The sequence below is a fragment of the Facivitalis istanbulensis genome (genome assembly GCF_040560405.1).
In the GTDB taxonomy this organism is placed as follows: Bacteria; Pseudomonadota; Alphaproteobacteria; order Sphingomonadales; family Sphingomonadaceae; genus Sphingomonas; species Sphingomonas istanbulensis.
The window spans coordinates 26,802-51,024 of sequence record NZ_JAVSCQ010000012.1 but is presented as its reverse complement, the minus strand read 5'-3'; the positions used below and the strand labels follow the sequence as shown (position 1 = coordinate 51,024).

Sequence of the window (24,223 nt, the reverse complement as noted above, 5' to 3'; positions counted from 1 at the left end):
CGAATGTCCCTTCGCCCCCTGTTCGCCGCCATGCTTCTGGCTGGCCTCGCCATGCCCGCGGGTGCCCAGATGATGCAGTCGGAAAGCTACAAATTCCTTCAGGCGGTGAAGGACGCCAAGGGCAATGAGGTGACCGACATGCTCGGACGCCCGGGCAGCAACATCATCAACACCCGCGACGTGACGACCGGCGAAGGGGCGCTGCACATCGTCATCAAGCGCGGCGACGAAACCTATCTGCGCTATCTGCTGCAAAAGGGGGCCGACCCCAATATGCGCGACGGGCGCGGCAACACGCCGCTGCTGCTGGCCGTAGCGGCGGGCCAGCCCGAGCTGATCCGCATCCTGGCGGCGGCCAAGGCCAATCCCAACCTCGCCAATGCCGCCGGCGAGACGCCGCTGATCCGCGCGGTGCAGCGCCACGACATCGTGATGGTCCGCGAATTGCTCGCCGCCGGGGGCGATCCGGATCAGGCGGACAATATCGCCGGGCTGTCCGCGCGCGAATATGCGACGCAGGACACGCGCAACACCGCCATCGCCAAGCTATTCGCCGAAACGCCCAAGAAGACCCGGGCGGCGGTCGCGGGTCCGAAATTCTGACGACGGCCATGCCCCGGTCCGTCCCCGCACGGGGCGGCAGGGGCAAGGCCTGACCAAGGGGGCTTGGCACGCCCCCTTCCGCCGACCTTCCCCGCCCGATGCCGGAAGGGGGGATCAGATCAGGCCCAGCTCCACCAGCTTGCCCACCAACACCGGCGGCATGGTCTCGATCCCCGTCGCCGCACCGCTGAGATCCGGGGGCGCGTCCGCCGCCTCCAGATAGCGCCAGCCCTGATGCGCGCGGCGGGGCAGCGCCTGGACCAGCACCAGCTTCGGATCGATATGGATGGCGCAGCGCCCGCCCTCCGCCTCGCCGAACAACAGGATCGGCGAGCGCGCGACCAGTTGATGCTTCAATATCCAGAACAACGACCCCTGCCCCGCCACCTCCTCATGCCGCTTGGGCAGATAGCGGGTGGTGAGGAACACCGGGCCTTCCTCGGCCCGCATCGCCAGTCGTTCGGAAAGATGATCGATACTGGCCGCCCCGAATGCGACCTTGGTCAGATGAAGCGCCATGTCGCCGCCCCATGTGGGGGCAGACGTCCGGGATAGCTAGAGATGCGACACGGGGTGGCTCACGGTCACGGGATTGGGATGGGTACAGAGATAGGCGACGAAGCGCGGCATCCATTGCAGGCGCTGATAGGCCAGCAGGGTCTCGTTGGTCGGACAGCTCAGCCCGTTCTGATGCGTGCAACGCGGCCCGGCGCGATTCACCGCACCCAGTCGATGGCGCAGGGCAGGTGACAGGGATTGCCGAAACGCGCTCTGCACGCTGTCCAGATCGCCGGGGGTGATCGTCGCCGCATGACGTGCCGGGCACATGGCCTCGGCACGGCGCGCCATATCGTCGAAGGCACGCGGGGCCGGAGCGGTTCCCGCCTCGCCCGACATCATCGCAAACCATGCCAGAACGATCATGAGCGACTCTCCATCGAGGCCGGGCAGCAAGGCCAGGGAAAGGACATTCGCCCACTCCATACCCTGGCCGATGACCCCGCGATGACGGGTGGATGAAAGGAGGGCGCACGCTTTCCTTCAGACACGAAAAGGGCGCCGGTGGAACCCCACCGACGCCCTTCCTGATTTCCGGCGCTAACCGTCAGTCGCGGATTACGCGGCCTGCGGCAGAGCGGCCTTCGCCTGCGCGATGATCGCCGAGAAGGCTTCACCCTCGTGCATCGCGATGTCGGCCAGGACCTTCCGGTCCAGTTCGACGCCCGCCAGCTTCAGGCCGTGCATGAACTGCGAATAGGTCAGGCCCTCGGCCCGGACGCCGGCGTTGATGCGCTGGATCCACAGGCCACGGAAGGTCCGCTTCTTAACCTTGCGGTCGCGATACGCATATTGACCGGCCTTTTCGACGGCCTGGCGCGCGATGCGGATGGTGTTCTTGCGACGGCCATAATAGCCCTTCGCCTGTTCCAGAATCCGCTTATGCTTCGCCTTGGTGGTCGTGCCCCGCTTGACGCGTGCCATATCTCTCTATCCTTCCAGAAATCAGTTCAGGCCGTAAGGCGCCCAGGCCTTCACGGTCTTGGTGTCGGCATCGGACAGGACCGAGGTGCCGCGGTTCTGGCGGATATACTTGCCATTGTGGCTGATCAGGCGGTGGCGCTTGCCGGCGACGCCGTGCTTGAGCTTGCCGGTGGCGGTGAGCTTGAAGCGCTTCTTGACGCCGCTCTTGGTCTTGAGCTTGGGCATTTTGGTCCTTTCGCTGTGAGCAAGGCAGAAACGGCCGCGGCAGCCCTGATGGCCGGGCCGTTCGTGACACCTCGCTCGGGAAGCGGGCCACTTAGACGAAGCGGGCATGGATTGCAACCGTGGGTCGGCGGAGCCGCTACAGGGCCGCGAAGGGAACCCGCGCTCCCGTCGCGCGCTTGGGGCTGTCATGGAGCAGGCGCCAGCGGCCGACACGAATGCCCGTCCGACCACCGCCCGCCCGGGGTGGCGGCGATGGCTGTTGCGGGGTCTCGCCGGGTTGCTGATCGCCGTCGCCGCGATCTGGCTGGTGCTGTTCGTCACAAAGGGGCGTTTCCTGCGCCACCCCTTTGAATCGGTCGTCGGACGCCTGACCCACCGCACGGTGAGCATCGGCGGCGATTTCCAGCTCTATTTCGCGCCGTGGCGGATCCGGTTCGTGGCCGAGAAGATCGCGATCTCCAATCCCGATTGGGCGACCCGGCCCAATCTGTTCACCGCCGACCGGATCGATTCGCGAATCGCCCCGCTATCGCTGCTGTTCGGCAAGCGGCGCTTCACCTGGCTGGCCCTGACGAACGGCGCGGTCGACCTGGAATGGACGCCGGATCACCATAGCAACACATGGACGTTCGGCGCGAAGAAGGGTGGCAAGCCGCTGGCATTTCCGCGGATCGACACGGCGGAGATCGTCGGCACGACGGTGCGCTATCGCGATCCCCGCATGCGGGTGACCGCCGACCTGGCGCTGGCGGATTTCGGGTCGCAGGATGCGCGGATCGGTCATGCGGTCGGGGTGCGTGGCAAGGGCGTGATCCGTGCCACGCCCTTTACCCTGACCGCGCAACTGCTCTCGCCCGACGCCACCGCCAATCGCGGCAGGAACGAACTGGTCGCGCGGCTGCGCGCGGCGGGCAATGTGGTCGATGTTGCGGGCACCCTGCCCTCGATCGCCGATGTCGAGAATGTGCCGCTGCGCACCCGTGCGCGCGGCAGGGACCTGTCCACCCTGCTCGAGGTGATCGGCGTCGCCATCCCGCGCACCCGCACCTACGACCTTCATGCGCAGCTGGTGAAATCGCGCGACGTCTATCGCTTCACGCGGATGGCGGGGACGTTCGGGGACAGCGATCTGGCGGGCATGCTGACCATCACCAATGGCGAGCGGCTGCATCTCGATTCGGCGCTGACGACCCGGCGGCTGGACATCATCGATGCCGCGCCCTTCATCGGTTATAATCCCGATATCGTCGCCGCCAAAGGGGCGGAGGCCGCCGCCGCCGCGACGGGTGCGGGAGCAGCGCGGCTGTTGCCCGACGCCGCGCTGCCCGTGGCGACGATGCAGCGGTTCGACGCCACCCTGAAATGGACGATCGGAACGGTGCGATCGCGGCGGGTGCCGATCTCGAATGTCGACCTGACGCTGGCGCTGGATCGCGGCAAGCTGACCCTGTCGCCGTTGCGCTTCGCCATGGCGCGCGGCGACGTGGCGTCCGACCTGGTCTTCGACACGCGGCCACGCCCCAGCCTGGTCCGCTATGACATCCGCCTGTCCCCGACGCCGCTCGGACGACTGCTCGCCGGGTGGGGCGTGGCGGAGGCCGGGACCAGCGGCACGATGAAGGGCCGCATCCAGTTGGAGGGACGCGGCGACACCATTCACGATTCGCTGGCCAGCGCCCATGGCCGCATCGCCTTCATCCTGCCCGCCGGATCGCTGTGGACGCGCAATGCGCAACTCGCCGAGCTGGATGTCGGCACCTTCGTCCAGAAGATGTTCGAAGAACGGTTGAAGGAACCGGTGCGCATCAATTGCGGACTGATCGCCTTCACCGTGCGCGACGGCGTGGCGGCGGCGGACCCGATCCTGATCGACACCAGCAAGAATGTGATCGTCGGGCGCGGCGGATTCAGCTTTCGCAACGAGGCGATCGACATGGCGATCCGGGCCGATGCCAAGAACTTCAGCCTGTTCTCGGGCCAGTCGCCGGTCGGCCTGACCGGCCATTTCGCGCAACCCGGAATCAATCCGATCAGCGGCAAGCTGATCGCCCGCGCCGGGGCCGGGCTGGGGCTGGCGGTGGTCGCGACACCGCTGGCGGGCGTCCTCGCCTTTGTCGATGTCGGCGATGCCAAGGCGACCGCATGCGGGCCCGTGCTGGCCGGGGCCCGCGCCGGGGCCCAGCGGACGACCAAGGGCGAGGCGCGCAGCGATGTCGGCAACGGCACCACCGCCAAGTCGAAGGACGGCCATCAGACCGAAGGCGAGGCCCGGTCGCAACGCAAGAAATTCCTGGGAATTTTCTGAATTCCCGCCCGACATGGGACGGGCGATCATGGCCGAGCGCCGGTTGCGTCGACGATGCGATCGCGGTCGATCCCGCTGCGGCGTCATCCGTGGTCGTGGTGGCCGTGATCGTGATCATGCTGGTGCGGCACGTTGCGCAACGCCTCCAGCACCTCTTCGGTGCGGGCCGGGTCGCCGATCGCCAGCACATGGCCCGCACTGTCGGCGGTCAACGGATCGCCGTTCCAGTCGCACATGCGCCCCCCGGCCCCCTCGACCACCGGCACCAGCGCGGCGAAGTCGTGCAACTGCAACCCGGCTTCGCACACCATGTCGATATGGCCACTCGCCAGCAGCCCGTAATTATAACAGTCGCCGCCATAGACCGGCCCCTGTCGCGGGCTGTTGCCGCTGATCGCCGCGACCAGCGCCATATAATGCGGCACGTCGTCGTCATCGAACAGATGCGGGCTGGTCGTCGCGATCGTCGCGCCCTCCAGCGCGGCGCAGGCGCGGGTCCGGGCGGGCTGGCCGTTGAACAGCGTCGGACGCCCCGTCACGCCCAGCCAGCGTTCCCGGCCGATCGGCTGGTCGATGATCCCCAGCACCGGCCAGCCATTCTCGACCAGCGCGATCAGCGTGCCGAAGATCGGCCGTCCCACGGTGAAGCTGCGCGTACCGTCGATCGGGTCCAGCACCCATTGGCGGCCGGTCACGCCGTCCTTCACGCCATATTCCTCGCCATGGATGCCGTCGCCCGAACGTTCGGCCTCCAGGATCCGGCGCATCGCCGCCTCGGCCTCGCGATCGGCCAGCGTGACCGGCGACTTGTCCGCCTTCATCTCCAGACCCATGTCGCGGCGGAAATAGGGGCGGATGGCGGCCCCGGCGGCATCCGCCAGTTTCAATGCCAATTCGATGTCGGAATGATGTACGGCCATGACCCGCGATAGGATAGCAACGCGCGATCAGCAATGGACGGCATCCTTGCGAGAGGATACGCGTTAACCTTGTTCTACTGGGGGACCACGATGCGTAGGTTGTTAGGTGTTCTTCTTGCCCTTGCCGCCGTTCCGGCCAGCGCCGCGCTGCGCCCCGGCGCCCCCGCTCCCGATTTCACCACCCGCGGCGCGGTGGCGGGCAAGGTCTTCACCTTGCACCTGAAGGAAGAACTGCGGCACGGCCCGGTCGTGCTGTATTTCTTCCCGGCCGCCTTTACCAGCGGATGCAGCGCCGAAGCGCGCGCCTTTGCCGAGAAGATCGACGCCTTTCGCGCCGCCGGTGCCCGGGTGATCGGCATGTCGGCCGATCCCGTCGACAAGCTTGCCGCTTTCTCCAAGGCGGAGTGCGCCGGGAAATTCCCGGTCGCCAGCGCCGGAGCCCGGATTGTTAAGGATTATGATGTAGCCCTGGGTCGGCAGGTGCAGGGGCGCGATGTGACGACGCGGACCAGCTATGTCATCGGGCGCGACGGGCGCATCGCCTTCGTGCACGACGACATGAATCCGGCCGAACATGTCGCCACGACGCTGGCGGCGGTTCGATCACTGACGAACAGACCCTGACGTCCATCCGGCAGGGAATGCAAGGATGACAATGGGGGTCGCGCACAATCCATGCGCCATGACGAACAGGATATGGGGCGCTTGTTCGAAGGGATGGGCGCGATGAGTCGCATGCCCGAGACGTTGTACAGCCGGATCGGTCGGTTCCTGGACGATCATCGTCTGGCGCCCGACCCCGCGCATTATGCGTTCGTCCATGCGATTCTGACCGAACCGAAAAGTGCGCTCGCGCGGGCGGTGAACGACCTGATCGATGGCGGCCTGCGCCTGCATCAGGACGATATCCGACGGCTGGGCGGGCCTACCGAGGCGTCCCCCGCGCCGCTGCCGCCCATCGCCAGTTCCGAAACCCCGGTCCGCGACCAGCGCGACCATGCGGTCCCGGAGGCCGAATCACAGAGCGACGCCCTGGCCGAACAGACCCAGGGGCATGTCGAGGCGTTCGGCGCGATCATCCGGTCGATGCAGGCCGACACATCGGCGTTCAGCCGCAATCTGGCGCAGAGCGCGGCCGAGATCGGGCGGGGCGAATCGATCGGACTGGCAACGCTCGCCAAGCTGACCGGCGAGATGCTGGAGCGCATCCATGTCACCGAAAGGCGGCTGGAACAGGCCAATGCGGAGGCGGACGTCCTGCGCGAAAAGCTGATCGAGGCGCGCGCCACCGCCCGCCGCGACACGCTGACCGGGCTCGCCAACCGCCTGGCGTTCAACGAAGCGGTCGGCCAGTATCTGCAATCGGACGGGCCCTGTCATCTGGCGCTGTGCGACATTGATCGGTTCAAGCGGATCAACGACGATTTCGGCCATGCCGTGGGTGACCGCGTGCTGAGCGCCATCGGCCAGATCCTCGCGGAAGAAAGCAAGGGACATCTGGTCTGTCGCCATGGCGGTGAGGAATTTGCGATCCTGCTGTCGGGGCTTGATCGGGACAAGGCCACCGCGATCATCGAACGCGCGCGGGCGACGGTCCGCGATCGCCGGCTGAAGGTACGCGAAACCGGCGAATCGATCGGGCAGATCACCTTCTCCGCCGGCATCGCCAGCCTGACCCAGGACGACACGCACGAGACCATTTTCGCGCGCGCCGACGCCCTGTTGTACCGCGCGAAGAATGACGGGCGGGACCGCACCTGCACGGAGTGAGCGAGGACGCCCACGCCTGACGCGGTGCGCGAACAGGAGCTGGCGGAAAATCCCACTTGCTCGGCGGAATCCTCCCGCTGGCGTGACGGGAGCGGGCCACCGGCGGCCCCGTCAGGCGAGGCTCACGGCGCCGATCGGCCCCACCGGCGCATCCTCCTCGCGCGAATAGATCCCCGTCAGCACCCCGGCGGCCAGCACATGCCCCGCCATCGCCTCCAGCAGCGCGCCGCGCCCCGGCACCTCGCCAGCGACATCGACCACCGCCCCCAGCGCGAACAACTGAAACACATAATGATGCGCGCCATGCCCGCGCGGCGGATCGGGCGGCAGCCAGCCCCCGGCGAGATAGGAATTACGCCCGACTGCGCCCCCCTCGGGCCCGAGCGCGCCATCGGCGACGATTGCCCCTTCCCCCAGATCGCCGGCCCGCGGCGGCAGGTTCCAGACGATCGCATGGACCAAAGGCTGGAGCGCCGGCGCATCGGCATCCTCGACCAGCAGCGCCAGCATATGCGTGCCTTCGGGCGGATCGCCCCATGTCAGCGGCGGCGACACGCCCTCGCCATCGGCGGTGAATCGCACGGGCAAGCGCCCCATATCGCCAAAGGCCGGACTGCCGAGCGACAGGGCGGCGGCCGGGGTCAGTTCGGGACGAAGGACCGCGATCGATTCGATCCCGGCACGCCAACCGCTCATCGCCCTGCCCAGCCAGGCGGGAAGATGCTCCAGCATGATCCTCTCCCTATCGCGGCCCGACGGGCACCGGGCGGGCCCGCCAGACGGTCAGCGTGTCGATCGCCCCGCGACATTCGGTCATCCGCGCCGCATCCAGCAGGCGAAAGCGAGTCCCGTCCCAGCCAAAGCTCTGCGCATCGCCGCAATCGCCCAGCCCCCGCCCCTTGGCCCAGCTCGACAGCCGTCCGTCGCGCGACCAGTCGCCATTGACCAGGGTCCGCGCGCTGCCGGGTGCCGGCTCCTCGGCAAAGTCGAACGCGAAGTCGAATCGTGCCGGGCTCAGCCGCGAGTCGCGCCAGATCAGCGGCTTCACCATGAAGTTATAGGCTCCCGCGCCGCAGGACAGCAGGACCAGCGTCGATCGGCCGTCGAGCCGATAGGTCTCGGCGCTGACCGGCCCTCCGGCATCGGCGGGACATTGATATAGCCGCCGCGCCGCGACGATCCGGCCGCCCGGCACCGCCGGGGCCGCGCCGGGCGGCGGGGTGACGACTCGCACGACCGGCAAGGCGGGCGGCGTGGCGCGATAGGCAGCGGCGCCCCGGGCGACCAGCGCGGTGCGGGTGCCCGCGCGCTTCTGCCGCTCGTCCATGTAGCGCAAGGCCGCCCCCGCGCCGTTCAGCGACAAGGCATTGGCCGCCGGAGTCAGGATCACCGCCTTGCGCCCCCGCGCGAGGGCAGATGCCAGCGCAAGGGCGGTGCGCCCCCGCCATTCGCCGTCGGACCCGCGGATCAGCGGGATCGTCGCGGCCACCCGGCCATCGATCCGCACCACCGCCCGCTGGCCCTGGCCGGTCTGGTCCTTCACCCGGACCGTCACCTGCCCGTCGCTGTCCCGCCGGATCAGCAGCCCGGCATCCTGCGGCATCGAATCGCGGGAGGACAAGGATGCCGCCTCGCATCGCCCGCCATTGTCGCATGCGACCATCCAGTCGCGGAACAGCCTGGGCTTGGCGGGCACCGGGTCGCCCGGGACGGCGGCCGTCGCCGCCACGACCGGTGCGACGAAACCCGTCGATAAGACGAGGAGAGCGGTGCGAATCATACGGGATCAACCCCATTGCTGGCGGTGGCGTTCCGATCAGGATAGGGCATGCGCCAAAGAATAAGGAGAGTTTTGCGATGAAGTCCGTGGGTGTGATCGGGGCCGGCCAGATGGGCGCGGGCATTGCGCAGGTGTCGGCGGCGGCAGGCTATGCCGTGAAGCTGGCCGATGTCTCGGCCGAGCGGGCCGAAGCGGGCAAGGCGGGAATCGCCAGGGCGCTCGACCGGCTGGTGACCAAGGAGAAGATGACCCGCGCCGACGCCGACGCGCTGCTGGCGCGGATCGAACCGGTGGGCAGCCTGTCCGCCATGGCCGGATGCGAACTGGTGATCGAGGCGGCGACCGAGCGCGAGGGCATCAAGCGCACGATTTTCGAGGAGGTCGGCAAGGGGATGTCCGACACCGCCATCCTGGCGACCAACACCTCCTCCATCCCGATCACCCGGCTTGCACAGGCGGCCCCCGATGCGGGGCGCTTCGTCGGGGTGCATTTCTTCAATCCCGTGCCGGTCATGGGCCTGATAGAGCTGATCCGCGGGCTCGCCACCTCGGACGAGACGGTGGCCAGGGTCGAGGCGTTCGCGCAGGAACTGGGCAAGCGGGTCGTCCATGCCAATGATGCGCCGGGCTTCATCGTCAACCGCGTGCTGATGCCGATGATCAACGAGGCGATCTTCGCGCTGGGCGAAGGCGTGGCGACGATTCCCGATATCGATGCGGCCTGCCAGTTGGGCCTGAATCACCCGATGGGCCCGCTGACATTGGCCGATTTCATCGGGCTCGACACGTGCCTGGAGATCACGCGCGTCCTGTTCGAAGGCACCGGCGACCCCAAATTCCGCCCGGCCCCGCTGCTGATCAAATATGTCGAGGCGGGCTGGTACGGCCGCAAGACCAGGCGCGGCTTCTACGACTATAGCGGCGCGGAGCCCGTGCCGACGCGGTAAGGAAAAGTCCCCCGGCACGGCGCGACCTCAGCCCTGCGGGCTGCCATCTCGCCGTGCCGGAAAAGGATCGGTCAGAAGGCGCCGTGAAGGCGCAGCGCGAGGATCTCGGCCGGGCCGCGATCCCGGTTATAACCGGGATTCTGAACATGCTGGGCGTCCAGCGTCACCGCGAACCGCTGGAACAACGGCACGTCGTAAAAGGCCTCGACAATCTCTTCGGCCCCGGCGTTGGGCAGCTTGCCATCGCCGACCAGCACGCCCAGGCCCCCCGCCGCCAGATAGCGGCGATGCACGGCCGAAATGCCGTTGGCGATCAGCACCAGCCCGACCCGGTCCTGCGCACGCCCCCAGCCCTTGCCGTTCAGCACCGCACCGATCTGCGCCGTCCGGTCGATATCGGTGAAGTCATAGGGCTCGATATCGCCGTCGCTGATTCCGGCACGGGCGAACAGGCCCAGCGTGTCGGTCAACGCCTGGTCCATGTTCATATAGGCGCCCATCCGCGTCATCCGCCGCCGGGTCGGGGCCGGATCGACCGCCGCGCCGGTGGCCGCGGCATAGGCCAGCGCGTCGTCGAACCGGCTAAACCGGCCCCGGTTGCGGAACACGCCGAAGCGCACCGATCCCGGCCGCCCGGCGATCAGGTGCCGATGCTCAACCTCGCCATCCAGCTGATATTGCTGGAAACCACGTTCCAGCCGCTCGCCATTGGGGATGGTCGACAGGTTGAACAGCCCGGCGCGCACCGTCCAGTCGCCGCGATAGACTTCGGCCGCGATGCCGGTCGTATAGCCCCAGGCATCGGCGGCATAATCGAAGGTTCCCGCGTCGATCGCCGTCCAGTTCAGGAAGTCGGCGCGCGGATCATGCGCATAGGCATTGGTGTCGAACACATCCGCCACCCCGAACTTGCCGATGGTCAGCACGATCCGGTCGACGCTGCGCGATCCGCCGAGCTGATTGGCCAGGGCCGCCACAGTCTCCCGCGCGCCGCCCAGTCCGATCGTCTGCCCGATGAACGCGCGTTGCAGCCGGAAATAGGGTTCGGACTTGCCCACCTTATACGCCTCGGCGCTGGGAAAGCCCGCCACGCCCAGCGTGTTGGACAGGCCGAACCCCTGATCGATCTCCGGGTTCACCCAGATTTCCGCGCCCTTCCAGGGGCGGGCACCGATATAGGCGGTCAGGTCGGCGGTCTCCTTGACCTGTCGCGGGGTCAGGCTGTTGCCGCCGCGATAGGGCGAGGCGAGGCCCCCCACCCCCTGCACCACCAGCGTGGCCTGGCCATGCAATGCGAAATCCTGGTCGCGCTGGCCGTCCTGCGGCAGGGTCTGCGCCGACACGGCGCGCGCGAAGAAGAACAGGCCGCACAGCGCGGCCCGCGAAACGAAACGGGTCATTGATGCTATCCTTGAAACGTGGGCGTCGGCGTCCTGGCGGCCGGTCAGGCGAGCGGCCGGCCTTCCGGCGGGGCGTCACCGATCCGGCGAACCGCCTGGGGACGGGTGGACGCGATCGCGCGCAACAGGCGCGCACGTTCAAGGGGCACGGCGGACATCACCGTGGCGAGGCTATGGGCGCGCCCATGGGCGCGGAACATCATGCGGGTCATGATCGACCTCCATCGGGTTTTGCGTGCGGGCCCGGCGGAAGGTCGATGGCGAACGGCGTTTAGCGGGCCGACTCCGTCGACCCCGTCAGGCCCATCCAATGGCAAGGGGGATAGTCGACGCCGGAGCGTCTACTGTCCTCGTCGCCGGACAAGGGACTAGATCGGGGCATTGTGATCCTGTTTGCGAATCGGCCACGAATGCGGCCGACGGGGCGCCCATAGCGCCCCTGCTGCCTGGATCAACCCCGAAAAGATCGCCTCAGGCGATCAGCAGTCCCGCCAGCGCCGCCGACATCAGGTTGGCCAGGCTGCCCGCGATCAGCGCGCGAATGCCCAGCCGGGCAATGGTCGGACGCTGATTGGGCGCCAGGCTGCCCGTCACCGCCATCTGGATCGCGATCGACGAGAAATTGGCGAAACCACAGAGCGCGAAGGTGATGATCGCCACGGTGCGCGGCGACAGCTGCGCCGCCTGTTTGCCCAAGTCGATATAGGCGACGAACTCGTTCAGGACGATCTTCTCGCCGAACAGGCCGCCCGCGATCCCCGCCTCGTTCCACGGCACGTTGAGCAGCAGCATGATCGGCTGGAACACATAGCCGAGCAGCGCCTGGAAGCTCAGCCCCGATATCCCGACCATGTCGCCTAGGCCGCCGAGCAATCCGTTGGCGAGCGCGACCAGCGCAACAAAGGCCAGCACCATCGCGCCGACCGCGACGGCCAGCTTCACCCCGGTCTGCGCCCCTTGCGCCGCCGCCATGATGATGTTGGCGGGCTTTTCCTCGTCATGGGACGCCTCGGGCAGGGGCTCGCCCGCCGCCCCCTCGCTGGGCAGCGCGGCAAGGCCCAGGCCGGGCCCGATCCGACGGCTGGCCGCCAGCCGGATGTCGCGCTCCTCCGCCGGCATGTCCTCCAGCGGCAACTCCCCCGCCGGCGGCTCGCGCCGGTCGGGCATGATGATCTTGGCCATCAGGATGCCGCCCGGCGCCGCCATGAAGCTGGCCGCGAGGAGATACTCGATCGAAATCCCCATCGAGGCATAGGCAGCCAGGATCGTTCCCGCGACGCCCGCCATCCCGCTGGTCATCACCGTGAACAGCTGCGCGGGCGAGAGTCCCGCCAGATAGGGGCGGATGACCAGCGGCGATTCGGACTGGCCGACAAAGACATTGGCCGCCGCGCAGAGCGATTCGACCTTGGACACGCCGATCACCTTCTCGATCGCCCCGCCCAGCCAGCGCACGACCAGTTGCATGATCCCCAGATAATAGAGGATCGAGACGAGCGCGGCGAAGAAGATGATGACGGGAAGCGCCTGGATCGCGAAATTATGGCCCAGCGGATCGGACGCCAGCGGGCCGAACAGGAACTTGGTCCCTTCATTGGCATAGCCGAGCAGCCGTGCGACCCCGCCGGACAGGGTCTGCAACACCCGTTTGCCCAACGGCACATAGAGGATGAGCACCGCGATCCCGGCCTGAAGCGCGAAGGCCGCGCCGACGACGCGCAGGCGAATCGCCCGGCGATCGGTGGACAGGGCGACGGCGATCGCCAGAATGACACAGATACCGGCGATACCGATGGCAAAATGCTTCATGCGCGCTGCTTAATTATCCCGCTTGGGGCGATGGACCGTGACGCGGCCCCCCGGCTGCGCGGGGTCGCATCATAGGCAAGGCCGTGGCGGACCGCTATAGTTTTGATCGCGGGGGAAATTACCGCCCTGTCCTGTCCTGCCCTGCCCGGTGACGGCGGCCTAGCCGGTCAGGCCCGCCGCCGTGGCGAGGCCCAGAAAGGCCAGGAAGCCGATCGAGTCGGTGGTCATCGTCACGAAGACCGACGACGCCACCGCCGGATCGGCGTCGAACCGCTCCAGCGTGACGGGCACCAGGACGCCGGCCAGCCCCGCTACCAGGATATTGGTCATCATCGCCGCCGCGATCACCCCGCCCAGCGCGGGGTTGCGGAAGACCAGGCTGACCCCCATGCCGATCACCACCGCCACCGTCGCGCCGTTCATCAACGCGACACGAATCTCGCGGATGATCGCGCGGGTCGTGTTGGACCGGGTGAGCTGGTTGGTCGCCAGCGCGCGCACCGTCACCGCCAGCGTCTGCGTCCCCGCATTGCCGCCCACGCCCGCGACGATCGGCATGAGCGTCGCCAGCGCCACCATCCGCGCGATCGTCCCCTCGAACGCCGCGATCACCGAGGAGGCGACCAGCGCGGTCACGAGATTGGCGATCAGCCAGCGGACGCGGCTCTTGTAGCTGTCGAGGATCGGCTCGTTGATATCGCCCTCGCCCGCACCCGACAGGCGCAGCACGTCCTCGCCCGCCTCCTGCTGGATGATGTGGACGATATCGTCGACGGTGATCATGCCGACCAGCCGCCCGCTGGCATCGATGACGGCGGCGGAGATCAGCGCATATTTCTGGAAGCGCAGCGCGACCTCTTCCTGATCCATGTCGACCGGGATCAGCGTCTGTTCGCGCTTCATGACGTCGCCGATGGCGATCTGCCCCGGCGCGCGCAGAATCCAGGATAGCTGGCAGGTCCCGATCGGCCGGTGCGCGGGGTCGACGACAAAGATTTCCCAGAAATCGGTGGTCAGCTCGTCATCGTCGCGCAGGAACTCGATCGTCTCGGCCACCGTCCAATGCTCGGGCACCGCGATCAGCTCGCGCTGCATCAGGCGGCCGGCGGATTCCTCGGGAAAGGACAAAGCCTCCTCGATCGCGGCGCGGTCGTCGGGGTCGAGCGCACGCAGCACCGCGCGCTGCTCATCCTCGTCCATATCCTCGATGATCGCCACCGCGTCGTCGGTGTCGAGTTCGGAAGCGATGTCGGCGACTTCATGCGGTTCGAGCGCCTGGATCAGCTGCTCGCGCACATAGTCGTTCATCTCGGCGAAGACGTCGCCGTTCAGCAGGTCGGCCGCCGCCCGCGCCAGGCTGACGCGGTCGTCGTCGGGCACCAGCTCGAACAGATCGGCGATATCGGCGGGGTGGAGCGGTTCGACCAGCGCGCGCACGCCCTCGTCGTCGCCCGCTTCCAGCGCCTCCAGCACGCTGCGCACATATTCGGGTTTCAGCCGGTCATCCTCGTCCAGCTGCGTTTCGGGCAACAGGGTCTCGGCTTCGAGTCCGGGGCGTTCGGTGTCGCTGATCTTGGCCTCCCCAGATGGACCATGCCGGAATTGGAACATGAACGCGGCATCACGCCTCTATCGCGAGGCTGTTGGATTTGCCAGCGGGCATGGGAATCCCTACCTGCGGGACATCAACCAAGGAAGACCCTTATGGCCGAGACTTTTTCCAAGCTGACCCTGACGCTGGAGGACGGCGATGTCGTCATCACCCTGCGCCCCGATCTGGCGCCCGAGCATGTCGCGCGCATCGGCGGCCTCGCCAATGACGGCTTTTACGACGGCGTCGTGTTCCACCGCGTGATCCCGGGCTTCATGGCGCAGGGCGGCGATCCGACCGGCACCGGCACCTCGGGTTCGGACAAGCCCAACCTGAAGCAGGAGTTCAACGCCGAGCCGCACGTGCGCGGCACCTGCTCGATGGCGCGAACCAACGATCCGAACTCGGCCAATTCGCAGTTCTTCATCTGCTTCGACGATGCGCGCTTCCTGGACCGCCAGTACACCGTCTGGGGCAAGGTCGAGAGCGGCATGGAGCATGTCGATGCGCTCCCCAAGGGCGAGCCGCCCCGCAACCCGGGCAAGATCCTGAAGGCCCGCGCGGAATAATCTCCGCCAGCCGGACAAAAAGGGGGGAGTCTCGGATAGAGGCTCTCCCCTTTTTCATGCGTCAGGCGTCGCGGAAGGCGGGGCGCCGCCGTTCCATATTGGCGCGCACCGCCTCATGGTGGTTGCTCCCCGCCATCAAGGCGACCTGCTCGGCGCTTTCCAACGCCAGCATGGCGTCGGGCGGGGTCGTCGCCATGGCGGCGAACAGCCGCTTGGCACTGCGCACCGCATCGGGGCTGCGCCCCGCGATCATCCGGGCCAGCGCCAGCGCCTCGTCCCGCGGATTTTCGACCAGCCGGGTGACGAACCCCGCCGCCAGCGCCTCGGCCGCGTCGAATTCGCGCGCGGTGTAGATCCATTCGCGCAGGCTATCCTCGCGCACGCCGCGCCACAGCGCGAAGCCGCCCATGTCGGGCACGATCCCCCAATGCACCTCGCGGATCGCGAACCGCGTCGCGGGATGGGCGAGCCGGATGTCCGCACCGGCCATGATCTGCGTGCCGCCGCCAAACGCCACGCCGTGGACCGCCGCGATCACCGGCACCGCCAGGGTGCGCCAGCCCCAGGTCACCTGCTGCACCCGATTGGCGGGCCCGACGTCCCGCGCCGCCAGGTCCAGCCCGGCCAGTTCGCCCCCCGCCATCGCCGCCATGTCGAGGCCCGAGCAAAACCCGTCCCCCTCCCCCGACAGCACCACCGCGCGCAGATCGCGCCGGGCCGCCAGCGTCTCGATGGCCTGCGCCAGCGCATCGAACATCCGCCCGTCAATGGCGTTCAGCTTTCCACCGCGAGCCAGCCGGACATCGGCGACCCCCTCCGCGACCGCGATCGTCACCCGATCTTCCATCCCGCTCTCCTTTTGCACACGCTTTCCCATCGTGTAGACCATCGGCCCATGGGGTTCGACATTGAACGCTTCGCCGCGATGGGCGGCTTTGGCGGCCATGGGCGGCATCTGGGGATGCAGTACCGGACGCATGGCGAAGACTGGGCGGAGCTGGCGCTGCCCTATGACCCGCGGCTGATCGGCGATCCGGCAAGCGGGGTCGTCGCCTCCGGTCCGATCGTCGCGATGATGGACATGGCGACCAGCCTGGCGGTCTGGCTGAAGCGGGGGAGCTTCGAGCCGCATGTGACGGTCGACCTGCGCGTCGACTATCTGCGCCCCGCAATGCCCGGACGGACGGTGATCGGGCGCGGCGAATGCTATCGCCTGACGCGCAGCATCGCCTTTGTCCGGGGAATCGCGCATGACGGCGATGCGGATGATCCGGTCGCGCATGTCGCGGGCACCTTCATGCGCCTGAACGCGGAAGCAAGCGCATGAGCGCGCCCCGCACCGCGATCGGCATGGACATGGTGCTGCCCCCTTATGCCGAGATGCTGGGCTGTTCGATCCAATGGGTCGACGGCCTGCCCGAACTGGTCATGCCGTTCGGCGACCATGTGATGGGCTGGCCCGGCCTGCTCCAGGGCGGGGCGATCGCCGGCCTGCTCGAAGTCGCCGGGATCGCCGCCCTCACCCATCGCCTGTCGCAGGAGGGGGCCGCACGGATCAAGCCGGTGACGGTGACGACCGATTATCTGCGCAGCGGGCGCGACCACCCGACCCGGGCGGTCGGCACCATCCTGCGCCTCGGCCAGCGGGTCGCCAATGTCGAGGCGACCGCCTGGCAGGAGGATCGCGACCGGCCGATCGCGACCGCCCGGCTGAACTACCGGATTCTGCGGGGCTAGGCTGTCCCGCCCTCCCTGGAAGACGATCTTGGCGTGCCCCCGAACCATCCCGGCGCAGGCCGGGGTGGCGCGCCAAGGAGAGGATAGATCAGGGGCGCAGCTCGGCCTGGGTCCTGGTCACGTTCCATCCGCGCAGCATCACGCTCGCCCGGTCCGCCGTGGCGGTGGGATAGCGTATCTCGATCACCCGCGTTTCACCCGGCAGCAGCGTGACGTAATTGTCGCTGAAATAGGCGGGCAGCACCTGTTCGCCATCCGCGTTCATCACGGTCAGCTTGGTCTCCACCGCCGGGACGGTGCCGCCATTGCTCAGCGTCACGCTCGCCACACTGTCATCGCCCTGGGCCTGGACCGTGGCGCTGGCTGTCACCGTCGCGGGCGGCATGGCGGTCATCGCGCGGTAGCCCGCATCGTCCTGCGCCTGCCAATAGCTGTTGGTCGACAGCAATTGGCCACCCGCATCCATCGCCTCCAGCCGCACCAGCGCGGGCCCGCGTTTCAGGATATTGGCGAGATCGAGCTGGAAGACGGGTGTCACCCCCTCGGCATTGGCGACGATCTTGGCCTCCTGATCGCCCAGACCATGGCCGTCGAGCGCGACGATCCGGGCCCGCACCTGCACCCCCTTCAGCGCGTCGCGCGTGTTGTTGACCAGCACGACCCGGTAATCGGGCAGGTTCATCTGGACATGGATCGGCTCGGCGGCCTTCTTCACGCCGTAAAAGGCGGCGTGCGTGTCATAGTCCGACGAGAAGATCTGCCAGGCGGAGGACGGCCAGGCGGGTTGCGTCATCCACAGCATCCGGCCCGAATTCTCAGTCCACAGGCCGGCATTCATCCCCTCGAAGATCGCGCGATAGGAGTCATATTCCATCATCTGCGCCTTGCGCTCGAAATCCTCGAGCCCGGTCGCCGCGCCGAACCGGCTTTCCAGCGCATCCATATAGGACTTCACCGCGCCGTTCCCGGTCTGGTGCCAGTCGTGATAGGCCCAGACATCGCCGATCGGCCAGCGATCCGCCTCGGCCGGGATGGTCCGCTTCCACGATTCAAGCGTGGGGAGCGACGGGGTGCCGACCTCGACCGAAAAGCCCTTGGCATGGGTGGTGAAATATTCGACCGGCGGCCGCCAGTTATACGGCCCCGACCCTTGCAGGTTCACCGCGTTGGAGGACGGCATATAGAGCCGCGTCCCGTCCTCGGCGCGCAACATCGTATCGAGCCCGGTATTGAGGATCGGCTGCGGCACGCCTTCGTTGCGGCCGAACCAGGCGACGATCGAGGGATGGTTGCGGAAATGGCGCACCACATCGGTCGCATTGGCCAGGAACAGCTGCGGGTCCTCCGCCTCCATATTATAGTCCTGGGTCGACTCCCAGAAGTCTGACAGGACCATCAGGCCATATTCGTCGGCCAGGTCGAAGAAGCTCTCCTCGGTATTCTGGCCGACCCAGTTGCGCACGATGTTCAGATGCGCGTCGCGGTGCAGCTTGAAATAGGGCTCCAGATGCGCGCGATCGACGCGCTTCATGAAGTCGTCCATGCCGATATTGCCGCCGCGCGCCGCGATCCGTACGCCGTTGATACGCAGGGTCAGATAAGGGGCGAGGCGCGGATCATCCTGCACCCTGGTCACCGCCGCCGACTGGTCGCCGCCCGGCGTGAAGCTCATCGCCCAGCCATTGCCCGCCTTGCGGATACCCGCATGGCTGGTGTCGATCACCTTCTGCCCCTGCCCGCGCACCCGGTTGAGGTCGAGCGTCACCCGCTCCAGATCGCCCTCGCCGTCGAACAGCGACAGGTCATAGGTCACCTGCCGCATCCCGAAGCGCAGCGCCTTCGAATCGGACAGCGCGCCATCGACCGCCGCCGTCAGGGCCAGAGCGTGCAGCGCGGGGTCGCCATAGCCATTGGGCCACCACAGCTTCGGATTCTTGACCGACAGCTGCGGGAATTCGGCGGGCGACAGGACGGCGCGGATCGTCTGGCCCGGCGCCACCGTCACCGGCTTTTCGACCACCACATCGTCGAACACCGCGCGCACCGTCGCCGTCACCGCCGCCTGGCCATTATTGGTCACGGGCACCGCGATCTCGACATCGGCGACCGAATTGTCGGGCTTGGGCAGCGTCGTCACCACCTGTGGGTCGCCCAGCACCGCCGGGCCGGTGGCGGCCAGCGTCACCCCCTGCCACAGGCCGGTGTTGCGATCGCGGACGCTGGGAATCCAGTCCCAGCCCTCGCTCGCGACGAAGGTCGGGCCGTCGAGCATCTGGACGCCGCCATTCTCGCCCACCCCCGCCGTCATCGACTCTTCGTGCGCGATACCGGGATGTGGCGGCGGCGCGACGCGCACGGCGATGGCGTTGCGTCCGGCCGCCAGCGTCACCGGGAAGCGGCCGCGAATGAACGCGCCCTTCATCGTCCCCGCCATCCGGCCATTGACCCAGACCTCGGCGGAATAGTTCACCCCGTTGAAGGTCAGCCACATCTGCCGCCCCGCCGCCTCGGCGGGCGTGTCGAACTCGGTGCGGTACCAGTAATCCTGCCGCGCCAGCGTCTCCGGAATGGCCAGATTGTTCAGCCCCACCGCCGGATCGGGATAGACGCCGCGATCGACCAGGGTGGTCAGCACCGTGCCCGGCACCGTCGCCACATACCATTTGCTGGCGTCGTAATTGCCCTGCGACAGGTCCGCGCCGCCGGGGCCGATCTTCGCCGCTTCGATCAGGCGCCAGCCATTCACCGCCCATTGGCCGGTCGCGGTGGAAACGAGCGCGGGGTCCTTCGGTTCGGGTCTGGGCGTTCCGCTGGTGGGAATGGGGGCCTTGGACTGGGGCAGGGTCCAGGCGTCCTGGGGAACGGTCTGCCCCTGCATCTGACGCGTCTGATAGGGCCAGCTCGGGCTGCCGGTCTGCAACGCCAGCCGCGCGGGATCGGGCGCACGCCGCGCGGCGACGCGGATGGCCAGCGGATCGACCACCTGCGACACCATGCGGAAATCGATCACCTTGCCCGCAAAGACCGGCTGGTAGCTGCGCGGCGCCAGCGTCGCCACACCCTGCACGGGGGCAAGCGACAGGCCGCGCTGCACCACCTGTCGTCCGTTCACGAACAGGCGGACGACCTTTCCGTCATAGCTGGCCGCGATATGGGTCCATTTGTTGCGGTCGGCATCGCCGCCCTGCACCACGCCCGCCTCGGTCACCAGCGCGGGCTGGCCATCGACCAGCGCGAGATAGCGGCGCGGGCCGCCGGTCGGGTCGCCAAAGCCGCCGACCAGCATCGTCGTCCCCTTGCCGGTCACGCTGCGCGGCTGGACCCAGGCGGACAGCGTCCAGTGAGGCGCCAGGACGGGGGTGGTCGTGATCGCCCGGCGATAGGCATCCCCCCCCTGCGGCAGGTCTGCGTTGATCGGTCCCAGCGGCACCGTTTCAGCGGACGGCGTCGTCTGGGCCGAGGCCGCCAAGCCCCAGCTCAGCGCCAGAATCGATGCCAGAGCCCCCATCGCCCTTGCCGCCGCCACGCTCATGCCCGCTCCCTTTTCGATCGTCGCCGGATAAAGCAAATCAAAAGCCGTAAAGTCAAAGCCCGGCTTGCCGGGCCCTGGCGGCCCTCAACGCCCGAAACGGTCGATCGCCTCACCGATCCCGTCCCACACCCGCGCCAGCTCTTCGGGCGTGATCGCATAGGGCGGCATGACATAGATGGTGTTGCCCAGCGGCCGGACGAGCAGATCCCGCTCGCGGAAATGCGCCTGAAGCCGGGGGCCGAGGTCAGACAGATAATCCTGCCCCGCGCCCAGCTCGAACGCGGCGATGGTGCCCAGGGTGCGCGGGTTGCGCACCGCCGCCCGCCCCGCGATTGCCGCCAGATGCGCGCGCTGGCGCTCCGCCAGCGTATCGATCCGCTGCCCGACCGGCTCCTCGCGCCAGATGGCCAGATTGGCCGCCGCCGCCGCGCAGGCGATGGGATTGGCGGTATAGCTGGACGAGTGGAAGAACTGCCTCGCCCGGTCCGTCTCCGACCAATGCGCCTGGAAGATCGCCTCGGTCGACAGCGTCACCGCCAGCGGTACCGCGCCGCCGGTCAACCCCTTGGACAGGCACAGGATATCGGGCACCACGCCGGCCTGTTCGCAAGCCAGCAGCGTACCGGTGCGGCCCCATCCGGTCATCACCTCGTCGGCGATGAACAGCACGCCGTGCCTGGCGCAAATCGCGCGCATCTCGCTCAGCGTCTCGGGCGCATAGAAGAGCATCCCGCCCGCGCCCAGCACCAGCGGCTCGACGATGAACGCCGCCGCGCCCGCCCGGCACGCCGCCTCCAGCGCGTCGAGCGTCGCCTGTACGTCGGTGGGATAGGGAATGGTCCCGACATCGAACAGCAACGGCGCATAAGGCCGGTTGAACACGCCGCGCGCGCCCACCGACATCGCGCCGATCGTGTCGCCATGATAGCTGTGTTCGAGGACCAGGATGCGGTGGCGCGGATCGCCCCGGTTGAGCCAATAGCCCAGCGCCATTTTCAGCGCGACCTCGACCGCGGTCGATCCCGAATCGGAATAGAAGACCCGGGTCAGCGCGGGCGGCGTGATCCGCACCAGCTCGGCGGCGACCTCTTCGGCAGGCTGATGGGTCCAGCCCGCAAAGATGATCTGGTCCAGCCTGCCCGCCTGGTCGGCGATGGCGGCGGCGATGCGGGGATGGTTGTGGCCGTGCGTCGTCACCCACCAGCTGGAGATGGCATCCACCACCGCGCGCCCGTCGACCGTGGTCAGCACCGCGCCGGCGGCGGAGGCGACCATCGGGATCGGCTCGCCCAGGCCATGTTGGGTAAAGGGGTGCCAGACGGGCGAGGTCATCGGAAATCCTCGATACGGAAATTCGCGGCAAAGGCCTCGGCCAGCGTCTCGCGATTCAGCCGGGTCAGGCGCGGCAGGCGGCCGAGCCGCTTCACCCCGCCGATCGCGGCGATGGTCGCCTCGCTATCCTCGACCGCATCCCCGACGAACGCGACCCCCAGCACGGCCACGCCGCGCGACCGCAGCGCCTCGATCGACAACAGGCTGTGATTGATCGTTCCCAACCCGGTGCGCGCGACCAGCACCACCGGCCGTCCCCAATGCGCGAACAGGTCGGCGAACAGCAACTCGCGGGTGACCGGCACCAGCACGCCCCCGGCCCCTTCCGCCACCAACGGCCCGTCGACCTGGGGCAGGGCCAGCCGGTCGAGACCGATCTCCACCCCATCGATCTCGGCGGCGCGGTGCGGCGAACAGGGCGTGTTGAGCCGATAGGCGCAAGACAGGACCGGACGGCCGCTAAGGCCCGCCACCGTCTCCGCATCGCCATGGCCCTGTTCGTCGGTGCCGGCCTGAACCGGCTTCCAATAGCTGGCGCCCAGCGCACCAGTCAGCGCGGCGGCGAAGACGGTCTTGCCGATTTCGGTGTCGGTGCCGGTGACGACGATGGCGCTCATGCCAGGACCTCTCGCAATGCCTCATCGAGCGCGACGATGTCCGCCGCCTCGACATTCAGGGTGATGGACAGCCGCAGCCGGGCCGCGCCGACGGGCACGGTCGGCGGGCGAATGCCGCGGATATCGAAGCCGCGCTCCTGCAATGCCGCCGCCGCACGCATCGTCCGGCCATTGTCGTGCAGGATCAGCGGCAGGATCGGCGTACCCTGCGCCAGCGCGCCATGGCGTGACAGCCGATCGCCCGCCAGCGCGATCCGCCGTGCCAGCGCCGCCCGCCGTTCGGGTTCGTCGGCCAGCATGCGCAGCGCCTCGCGCACCGCCCGCGCCATCAGGGGGGACGGCGCGGTGGAGAAGATGAAGCCACGCCCGCGATTGACCAGATAGTCGCGGACGATGGCCGGCCCGGCGACCAGCGCGCCTTCGCACCCCATCGCCTTGCCGCAGGTGTGCAGGCTGACGACCCGTTCGCCGGGATGCGACAGCCCCTGCCCCCGGTCGCCGAACACGCCGGTGGCATGCGCCTCGTCCACCACGATCATCGCGTCGTGCCGCTCGGCCACCGCCCGGAGTTCGGCGAGCGGGGCGGTGTCGCCGTCCATGCTGTACAGGCTTTCCACTGCGATCCAGGGCGTGCCCCGCCCCCCCTCGGCGCGCCAGTCGCGGATCGCCGCATCGAATGCCGCCGGATCGTTATGCGCCGCCGCCCGCGCCGTGGCGCGCGACAGGGTCATCCCCTCATGCATGCTGGCATGAACCAGCGCGTCATGGACGATCAGGTCGCCCCGTTGCGGCAGGGTCGCCAGGATCGCGACATTCGCGGCATAGCCGGAGGAAAAATACAGGCTCGCCTCCGCGCCGAAGAACGCCGCCGCTTCGGCCTCCAGCGCCTCATGTTCGGGGTGGTTGCCACGCAGCAGCCGCGATCCGCCCGATCCGACCGGCACGCCCTCGTCCACCGCCCGCGCAAGCGCGGCGGCGAGGCGCGGGCTGGCGGCGAGCCCCAGATAATCGTTGGAGGCGAAGTCGCGGCCCTTGCGCGGGGCCAGGGCCCGCCATCGGTCCCGCGCGGCCAGCCGGGCCAGGTCGGCGCGATGAAAGTCCAGCATCACGGTGTCCTAGGCTGCCTGTCTGTGCAGCGGAACCGCAAATTGCACATGGCGACCTTGCAGCCCCTCCGGGCGGCGATCGGCGGCATGCCCTTCAAGGAGGCTATATCACGCCTTTTCGAGCGTGCATTGCAACGGATGCTGGTTGGCACGGGCGAAGTCGATCACCTGCGCCACCTTGGTCTCGGCCACCTCATAGGAAAAGACGCCGCAGACCCCCACGCCACGCTGATGCACGTGCAGCATCACCCGCGTCGCTTCGTCCATGCTCATGCGGAAGAAGCGTTGCAGGCACAGGACGACGAACTCCATCGGCGTGTAATCGTCGTTGAGCATCAGCACGCGGTACGGGGTCGGCTGCTTGGTGCGCGAACGCGTCCGGGTCGCAACGCCCAGGCCATGACCGTCATCGTCGCCCTGGTCGGCGCCGCCGCCGGGCCCATTGCCCGTCCACGGGTCGGCCATCCCCATGGGATGGGTGAATATGTCGCTGTTCGG

Annotated in this window: 25 protein-coding genes; 8 read left to right on the top strand and 17 right to left on the bottom strand. The window is 68.0% G+C overall.

Annotation, left to right across the window (positions count from 1 at the left end; translation table 11 throughout):
- The first annotated feature begins 3 nt into the window (after nucleotides 1-3).
- Nucleotides 4-603 carry an ankyrin repeat domain-containing protein gene (locus tag RN629_RS09370; RefSeq protein ID WP_407034986.1) on the top strand — a complete coding sequence of 200 codons (600 nt, stop codon included), beginning with the start codon at nucleotides 4-6 and terminating at the stop codon, nucleotides 601-603.
- A 114-nt stretch (nucleotides 604-717) separates the two neighbouring features.
- Here the strand turns inward: RN629_RS09370 and RN629_RS09365 are convergent, their stop codons facing one another.
- The 4 genes from RN629_RS09365 to rpmI form a co-directional block, all read right to left on the bottom strand.
- A complete protein-coding gene (locus RN629_RS09365; protein WP_407034985.1) occupies nucleotides 718-1,122 on the bottom strand; it encodes a DUF1489 family protein in 405 nt (134 codons plus the stop codon).
- 36 nt (nucleotides 1,123-1,158) lie between these two features.
- Nucleotides 1,159-1,527: a hypothetical protein gene (locus RN629_RS09360; RefSeq protein ID WP_407034984.1), complete on the bottom strand. Its 369-nt coding sequence runs from the start codon at nucleotides 1,525-1,527 to the stop codon at nucleotides 1,159-1,161.
- A gap of 192 nt (nucleotides 1,528-1,719) precedes the next feature.
- Nucleotides 1,720-2,085 (bottom strand): 50S ribosomal protein L20, encoded by a 366-nt coding sequence (rplT, locus tag RN629_RS09355; protein WP_261268354.1) that lies wholly within the window; start codon nucleotides 2,083-2,085, stop codon nucleotides 1,720-1,722.
- Between the two features lie 21 nt (nucleotides 2,086-2,106).
- Nucleotides 2,107-2,310, bottom strand: coding sequence for a 50S ribosomal protein L35 (gene rpmI, locus RN629_RS09350; protein WP_007406658.1), 204 nt, complete (start codon nucleotides 2,308-2,310; stop codon nucleotides 2,107-2,109).
- 187 nt (nucleotides 2,311-2,497) lie between these two features.
- On the opposite strand from rpmI, the gene RN629_RS09345 reads away from it, so the two are divergent.
- Nucleotides 2,498-4,615, top strand: a complete 2,118-nt coding sequence (locus RN629_RS09345; protein ID WP_407034983.1) for an AsmA family protein — start codon at nucleotides 2,498-2,500, stop codon at nucleotides 4,613-4,615.
- 83 nt (nucleotides 4,616-4,698) lie between these two features.
- Here the strand turns inward: RN629_RS09345 and RN629_RS09340 are convergent, their stop codons facing one another.
- Nucleotides 4,699-5,535 (bottom strand): inositol monophosphatase family protein, encoded by an 837-nt coding sequence (locus tag RN629_RS09340; protein ID WP_407034982.1) that lies wholly within the window; start codon nucleotides 5,533-5,535, stop codon nucleotides 4,699-4,701.
- Nucleotides 5,536-5,625: 90 nt separating this feature from the next.
- On the opposite strand from RN629_RS09340, the gene RN629_RS09335 reads away from it, so the two are divergent.
- Nucleotides 5,626-6,159 (top strand): peroxiredoxin, encoded by a 534-nt coding sequence (locus tag RN629_RS09335; RefSeq protein ID WP_407034981.1) that lies wholly within the window; start codon nucleotides 5,626-5,628, stop codon nucleotides 6,157-6,159.
- 102 nt (nucleotides 6,160-6,261) lie between these two features.
- On the top strand, nucleotides 6,262-7,305 hold the full coding sequence (locus tag RN629_RS09330) for a GGDEF domain-containing protein (protein WP_407034980.1): 1,044 nt from the start codon (nucleotides 6,262-6,264) through the stop codon (nucleotides 7,303-7,305).
- Nucleotides 7,306-7,416: 111 nt separating this feature from the next.
- On the opposite strand, the gene RN629_RS09325 is transcribed toward RN629_RS09330, so the two are convergent.
- Nucleotides 7,417-8,037 carry a YbhB/YbcL family Raf kinase inhibitor-like protein gene (locus RN629_RS09325; protein WP_407034979.1) on the bottom strand — a complete coding sequence of 207 codons (621 nt, stop codon included), beginning with the start codon at nucleotides 8,035-8,037 and terminating at the stop codon, nucleotides 7,417-7,419.
- 10 nt (nucleotides 8,038-8,047) lie between these two features.
- Nucleotides 8,048-9,085, bottom strand: coding sequence for a DUF1176 domain-containing protein (locus tag RN629_RS09320; RefSeq protein ID WP_407034978.1), 1,038 nt, complete (start codon nucleotides 9,083-9,085; stop codon nucleotides 8,048-8,050).
- Between the two features lie 77 nt (nucleotides 9,086-9,162).
- Between RN629_RS09320 and RN629_RS09315 the strand changes: the two genes are divergently transcribed.
- On the top strand, nucleotides 9,163-10,032 hold the full coding sequence (locus RN629_RS09315; RefSeq protein WP_407034977.1) for a 3-hydroxyacyl-CoA dehydrogenase NAD-binding domain-containing protein: 870 nt from the start codon (nucleotides 9,163-9,165) through the stop codon (nucleotides 10,030-10,032).
- 71 nt (nucleotides 10,033-10,103) lie between these two features.
- Here RN629_RS09315 and RN629_RS09310 read toward each other — a convergent pair whose 3' ends face one another.
- The 4 genes from RN629_RS09310 to mgtE all read right to left on the bottom strand — a co-directional run bounded on the left by RN629_RS09310 (nucleotide 10,104) and on the right by mgtE (nucleotide 14,852).
- Nucleotides 10,104-11,432, bottom strand: a complete 1,329-nt coding sequence (locus RN629_RS09310; RefSeq protein WP_407034976.1) for a carbohydrate porin — start codon at nucleotides 11,430-11,432, stop codon at nucleotides 10,104-10,106.
- Nucleotides 11,433-11,476: 44 nt separating this feature from the next.
- Complete coding sequence (locus RN629_RS09305) at nucleotides 11,477-11,644, bottom strand: hypothetical protein (protein WP_407034975.1); 168 nt, start codon at nucleotides 11,642-11,644, stop codon at nucleotides 11,477-11,479.
- Nucleotides 11,645-11,903: 259 nt separating this feature from the next.
- Nucleotides 11,904-13,241 (bottom strand): NupC/NupG family nucleoside CNT transporter, encoded by a 1,338-nt coding sequence (locus RN629_RS09300; RefSeq protein ID WP_407034974.1) that lies wholly within the window; start codon nucleotides 13,239-13,241, stop codon nucleotides 11,904-11,906.
- 159 nt (nucleotides 13,242-13,400) lie between these two features.
- A complete protein-coding gene (gene mgtE, locus RN629_RS09295) occupies nucleotides 13,401-14,852 on the bottom strand; it encodes a magnesium transporter (protein WP_407034973.1) in 1,452 nt (483 codons plus the stop codon).
- 93 nt (nucleotides 14,853-14,945) lie between these two features.
- Here mgtE and RN629_RS09290 point away from each other — a divergent pair, with 93 nt between their 5' ends.
- Nucleotides 14,946-15,401 (top strand): peptidylprolyl isomerase, encoded by a 456-nt coding sequence (locus tag RN629_RS09290; RefSeq protein WP_407034972.1) that lies wholly within the window; start codon nucleotides 14,946-14,948, stop codon nucleotides 15,399-15,401.
- Between the two features lie 61 nt (nucleotides 15,402-15,462).
- On the opposite strand, the gene RN629_RS09285 is transcribed toward RN629_RS09290, so the two are convergent.
- A complete protein-coding gene (locus RN629_RS09285) occupies nucleotides 15,463-16,248 on the bottom strand; it encodes a crotonase/enoyl-CoA hydratase family protein (protein ID WP_407034971.1) in 786 nt (261 codons plus the stop codon).
- A gap of 48 nt (nucleotides 16,249-16,296) precedes the next feature.
- Between RN629_RS09285 and RN629_RS09280 the strand changes: the two genes are divergently transcribed.
- Nucleotides 16,297-16,728: a PaaI family thioesterase gene (locus tag RN629_RS09280; RefSeq protein WP_407034970.1), complete on the top strand. Its 432-nt coding sequence runs from the start codon at nucleotides 16,297-16,299 to the stop codon at nucleotides 16,726-16,728.
- Nucleotides 16,725-17,138, top strand: a complete 414-nt coding sequence (locus RN629_RS09275; RefSeq protein ID WP_407034969.1) for a PaaI family thioesterase — start codon at nucleotides 16,725-16,727, stop codon at nucleotides 17,136-17,138. Before RN629_RS09280 ends, RN629_RS09275 begins: the two co-directional genes overlap by 4 nt.
- 88 nt (nucleotides 17,139-17,226) lie before the next feature.
- On the opposite strand, the gene RN629_RS09270 is transcribed toward RN629_RS09275, so the two are convergent.
- The 5 genes from RN629_RS09270 to clpS all read right to left on the bottom strand — a co-directional run bounded on the left by RN629_RS09270 (nucleotide 17,227) and on the right by clpS (nucleotide 24,190).
- A complete protein-coding gene (locus RN629_RS09270) occupies nucleotides 17,227-20,670 on the bottom strand; it encodes a glycosyl hydrolase 2 galactose-binding domain-containing protein (RefSeq protein ID WP_407034968.1) in 3,444 nt (1,147 codons plus the stop codon).
- Nucleotides 20,671-20,754: 84 nt separating this feature from the next.
- On the bottom strand, nucleotides 20,755-22,002 hold the full coding sequence (locus tag RN629_RS09265; protein ID WP_407034967.1) for an adenosylmethionine--8-amino-7-oxononanoate transaminase: 1,248 nt from the start codon (nucleotides 22,000-22,002) through the stop codon (nucleotides 20,755-20,757).
- Nucleotides 21,999-22,619, bottom strand: a complete 621-nt coding sequence (gene bioD, locus RN629_RS09260; RefSeq protein WP_407034966.1) for a dethiobiotin synthase — start codon at nucleotides 22,617-22,619, stop codon at nucleotides 21,999-22,001. The genes RN629_RS09265 and bioD overlap by 4 nt, the downstream gene beginning before the upstream one ends.
- Nucleotides 22,616-23,725 carry an 8-amino-7-oxononanoate synthase gene (locus tag RN629_RS09255; protein ID WP_407034965.1) on the bottom strand — a complete coding sequence of 370 codons (1,110 nt, stop codon included), beginning with the start codon at nucleotides 23,723-23,725 and terminating at the stop codon, nucleotides 22,616-22,618. The genes bioD and RN629_RS09255 overlap by 4 nt, the downstream gene beginning before the upstream one ends.
- A gap of 108 nt (nucleotides 23,726-23,833) precedes the next feature.
- Entirely contained in the window at nucleotides 23,834-24,190 is a 357-nt protein-coding gene (clpS, locus tag RN629_RS09250) for an ATP-dependent Clp protease adapter ClpS (RefSeq protein ID WP_407035029.1), read from the bottom strand.
- Nucleotides 24,191-24,223: the final 33 nt, after the last annotated feature.

Bases quoted from the DNA above. Each gene is read 5' to 3' on its own strand.
- RN629_RS09320 (WP_407034978.1), bottom strand. From the start codon at position 9,085: ATGATTCGCACCGCTCTCCTCGTCTTATCGACGGGTTTCGTCGCACCG.
- RN629_RS09300 (WP_407034974.1), bottom strand. From the start codon at position 13,241: ATGAAGCATTTTGCCATCGGTATCGCCGGTATCTGTGTCATTCTGGCG.
- clpS (WP_407035029.1), bottom strand. From the start codon at position 24,190: ATGGCCGACCCGTGGACGGGCAATGGGCCCGGCGGCGGCGCCGACCAG.
- RN629_RS09270 (WP_407034968.1), bottom strand. From the start codon at position 20,670: ATGAGCGTGGCGGCGGCAAGGGCGATGGGGGCTCTGGCATCGATTCTG.
- RN629_RS09285 (WP_407034971.1), bottom strand. From the start codon at position 16,248: ATGGAAGATCGGGTGACGATCGCGGTCGCGGAGGGGGTCGCCGATGTC.
- RN629_RS09325 (WP_407034979.1), bottom strand. From the start codon at position 8,037: ATGCTGGAGCATCTTCCCGCCTGGCTGGGCAGGGCGATGAGCGGTTGG.
- bioD (WP_407034966.1), bottom strand. From the start codon at position 22,619: ATGAGCGCCATCGTCGTCACCGGCACCGACACCGAAATCGGCAAGACC.
- rpmI (WP_007406658.1), bottom strand. From the start codon at position 2,310: ATGCCCAAGCTCAAGACCAAGAGCGGCGTCAAGAAGCGCTTCAAGCTC.
- RN629_RS09275 (WP_407034969.1), top strand. From the start codon at position 16,725: ATGAGCGCGCCCCGCACCGCGATCGGCATGGACATGGTGCTGCCCCCT.
- RN629_RS09280 (WP_407034970.1), top strand. From the start codon at position 16,297: ATGGGGTTCGACATTGAACGCTTCGCCGCGATGGGCGGCTTTGGCGGC.
- RN629_RS09360 (WP_407034984.1), bottom strand. From the start codon at position 1,527: ATGATCGTTCTGGCATGGTTTGCGATGATGTCGGGCGAGGCGGGAACC.
- mgtE (WP_407034973.1), bottom strand. From the start codon at position 14,852: ATGTTCCAATTCCGGCATGGTCCATCTGGGGAGGCCAAGATCAGCGAC.
- RN629_RS09330 (WP_407034980.1), top strand. From the start codon at position 6,262: ATGAGTCGCATGCCCGAGACGTTGTACAGCCGGATCGGTCGGTTCCTG.
- RN629_RS09255 (WP_407034965.1), bottom strand. From the start codon at position 23,725: ATGCTGGACTTTCATCGCGCCGACCTGGCCCGGCTGGCCGCGCGGGAC.
- RN629_RS09290 (WP_407034972.1), top strand. From the start codon at position 14,946: ATGGCCGAGACTTTTTCCAAGCTGACCCTGACGCTGGAGGACGGCGAT.
- RN629_RS09310 (WP_407034976.1), bottom strand. From the start codon at position 11,432: ATGACCCGTTTCGTTTCGCGGGCCGCGCTGTGCGGCCTGTTCTTCTTC.
- RN629_RS09305 (WP_407034975.1), bottom strand. From the start codon at position 11,644: ATGACCCGCATGATGTTCCGCGCCCATGGGCGCGCCCATAGCCTCGCC.
- rplT (WP_261268354.1), bottom strand. From the start codon at position 2,085: ATGGCACGCGTCAAGCGGGGCACGACCACCAAGGCGAAGCATAAGCGG.
- RN629_RS09370 (WP_407034986.1), top strand. From the start codon at position 4: ATGTCCCTTCGCCCCCTGTTCGCCGCCATGCTTCTGGCTGGCCTCGCC.
- RN629_RS09335 (WP_407034981.1), top strand. From the start codon at position 5,626: ATGCGTAGGTTGTTAGGTGTTCTTCTTGCCCTTGCCGCCGTTCCGGCC.
- RN629_RS09340 (WP_407034982.1), bottom strand. From the start codon at position 5,535: ATGGCCGTACATCATTCCGACATCGAATTGGCATTGAAACTGGCGGAT.
- RN629_RS09315 (WP_407034977.1), top strand. From the start codon at position 9,163: ATGAAGTCCGTGGGTGTGATCGGGGCCGGCCAGATGGGCGCGGGCATT.
- RN629_RS09365 (WP_407034985.1), bottom strand. From the start codon at position 1,122: ATGGCGCTTCATCTGACCAAGGTCGCATTCGGGGCGGCCAGTATCGAT.
- RN629_RS09345 (WP_407034983.1), top strand. From the start codon at position 2,498: ATGGAGCAGGCGCCAGCGGCCGACACGAATGCCCGTCCGACCACCGCC.
- RN629_RS09265 (WP_407034967.1), bottom strand. From the start codon at position 22,002: ATGACCTCGCCCGTCTGGCACCCCTTTACCCAACATGGCCTGGGCGAG.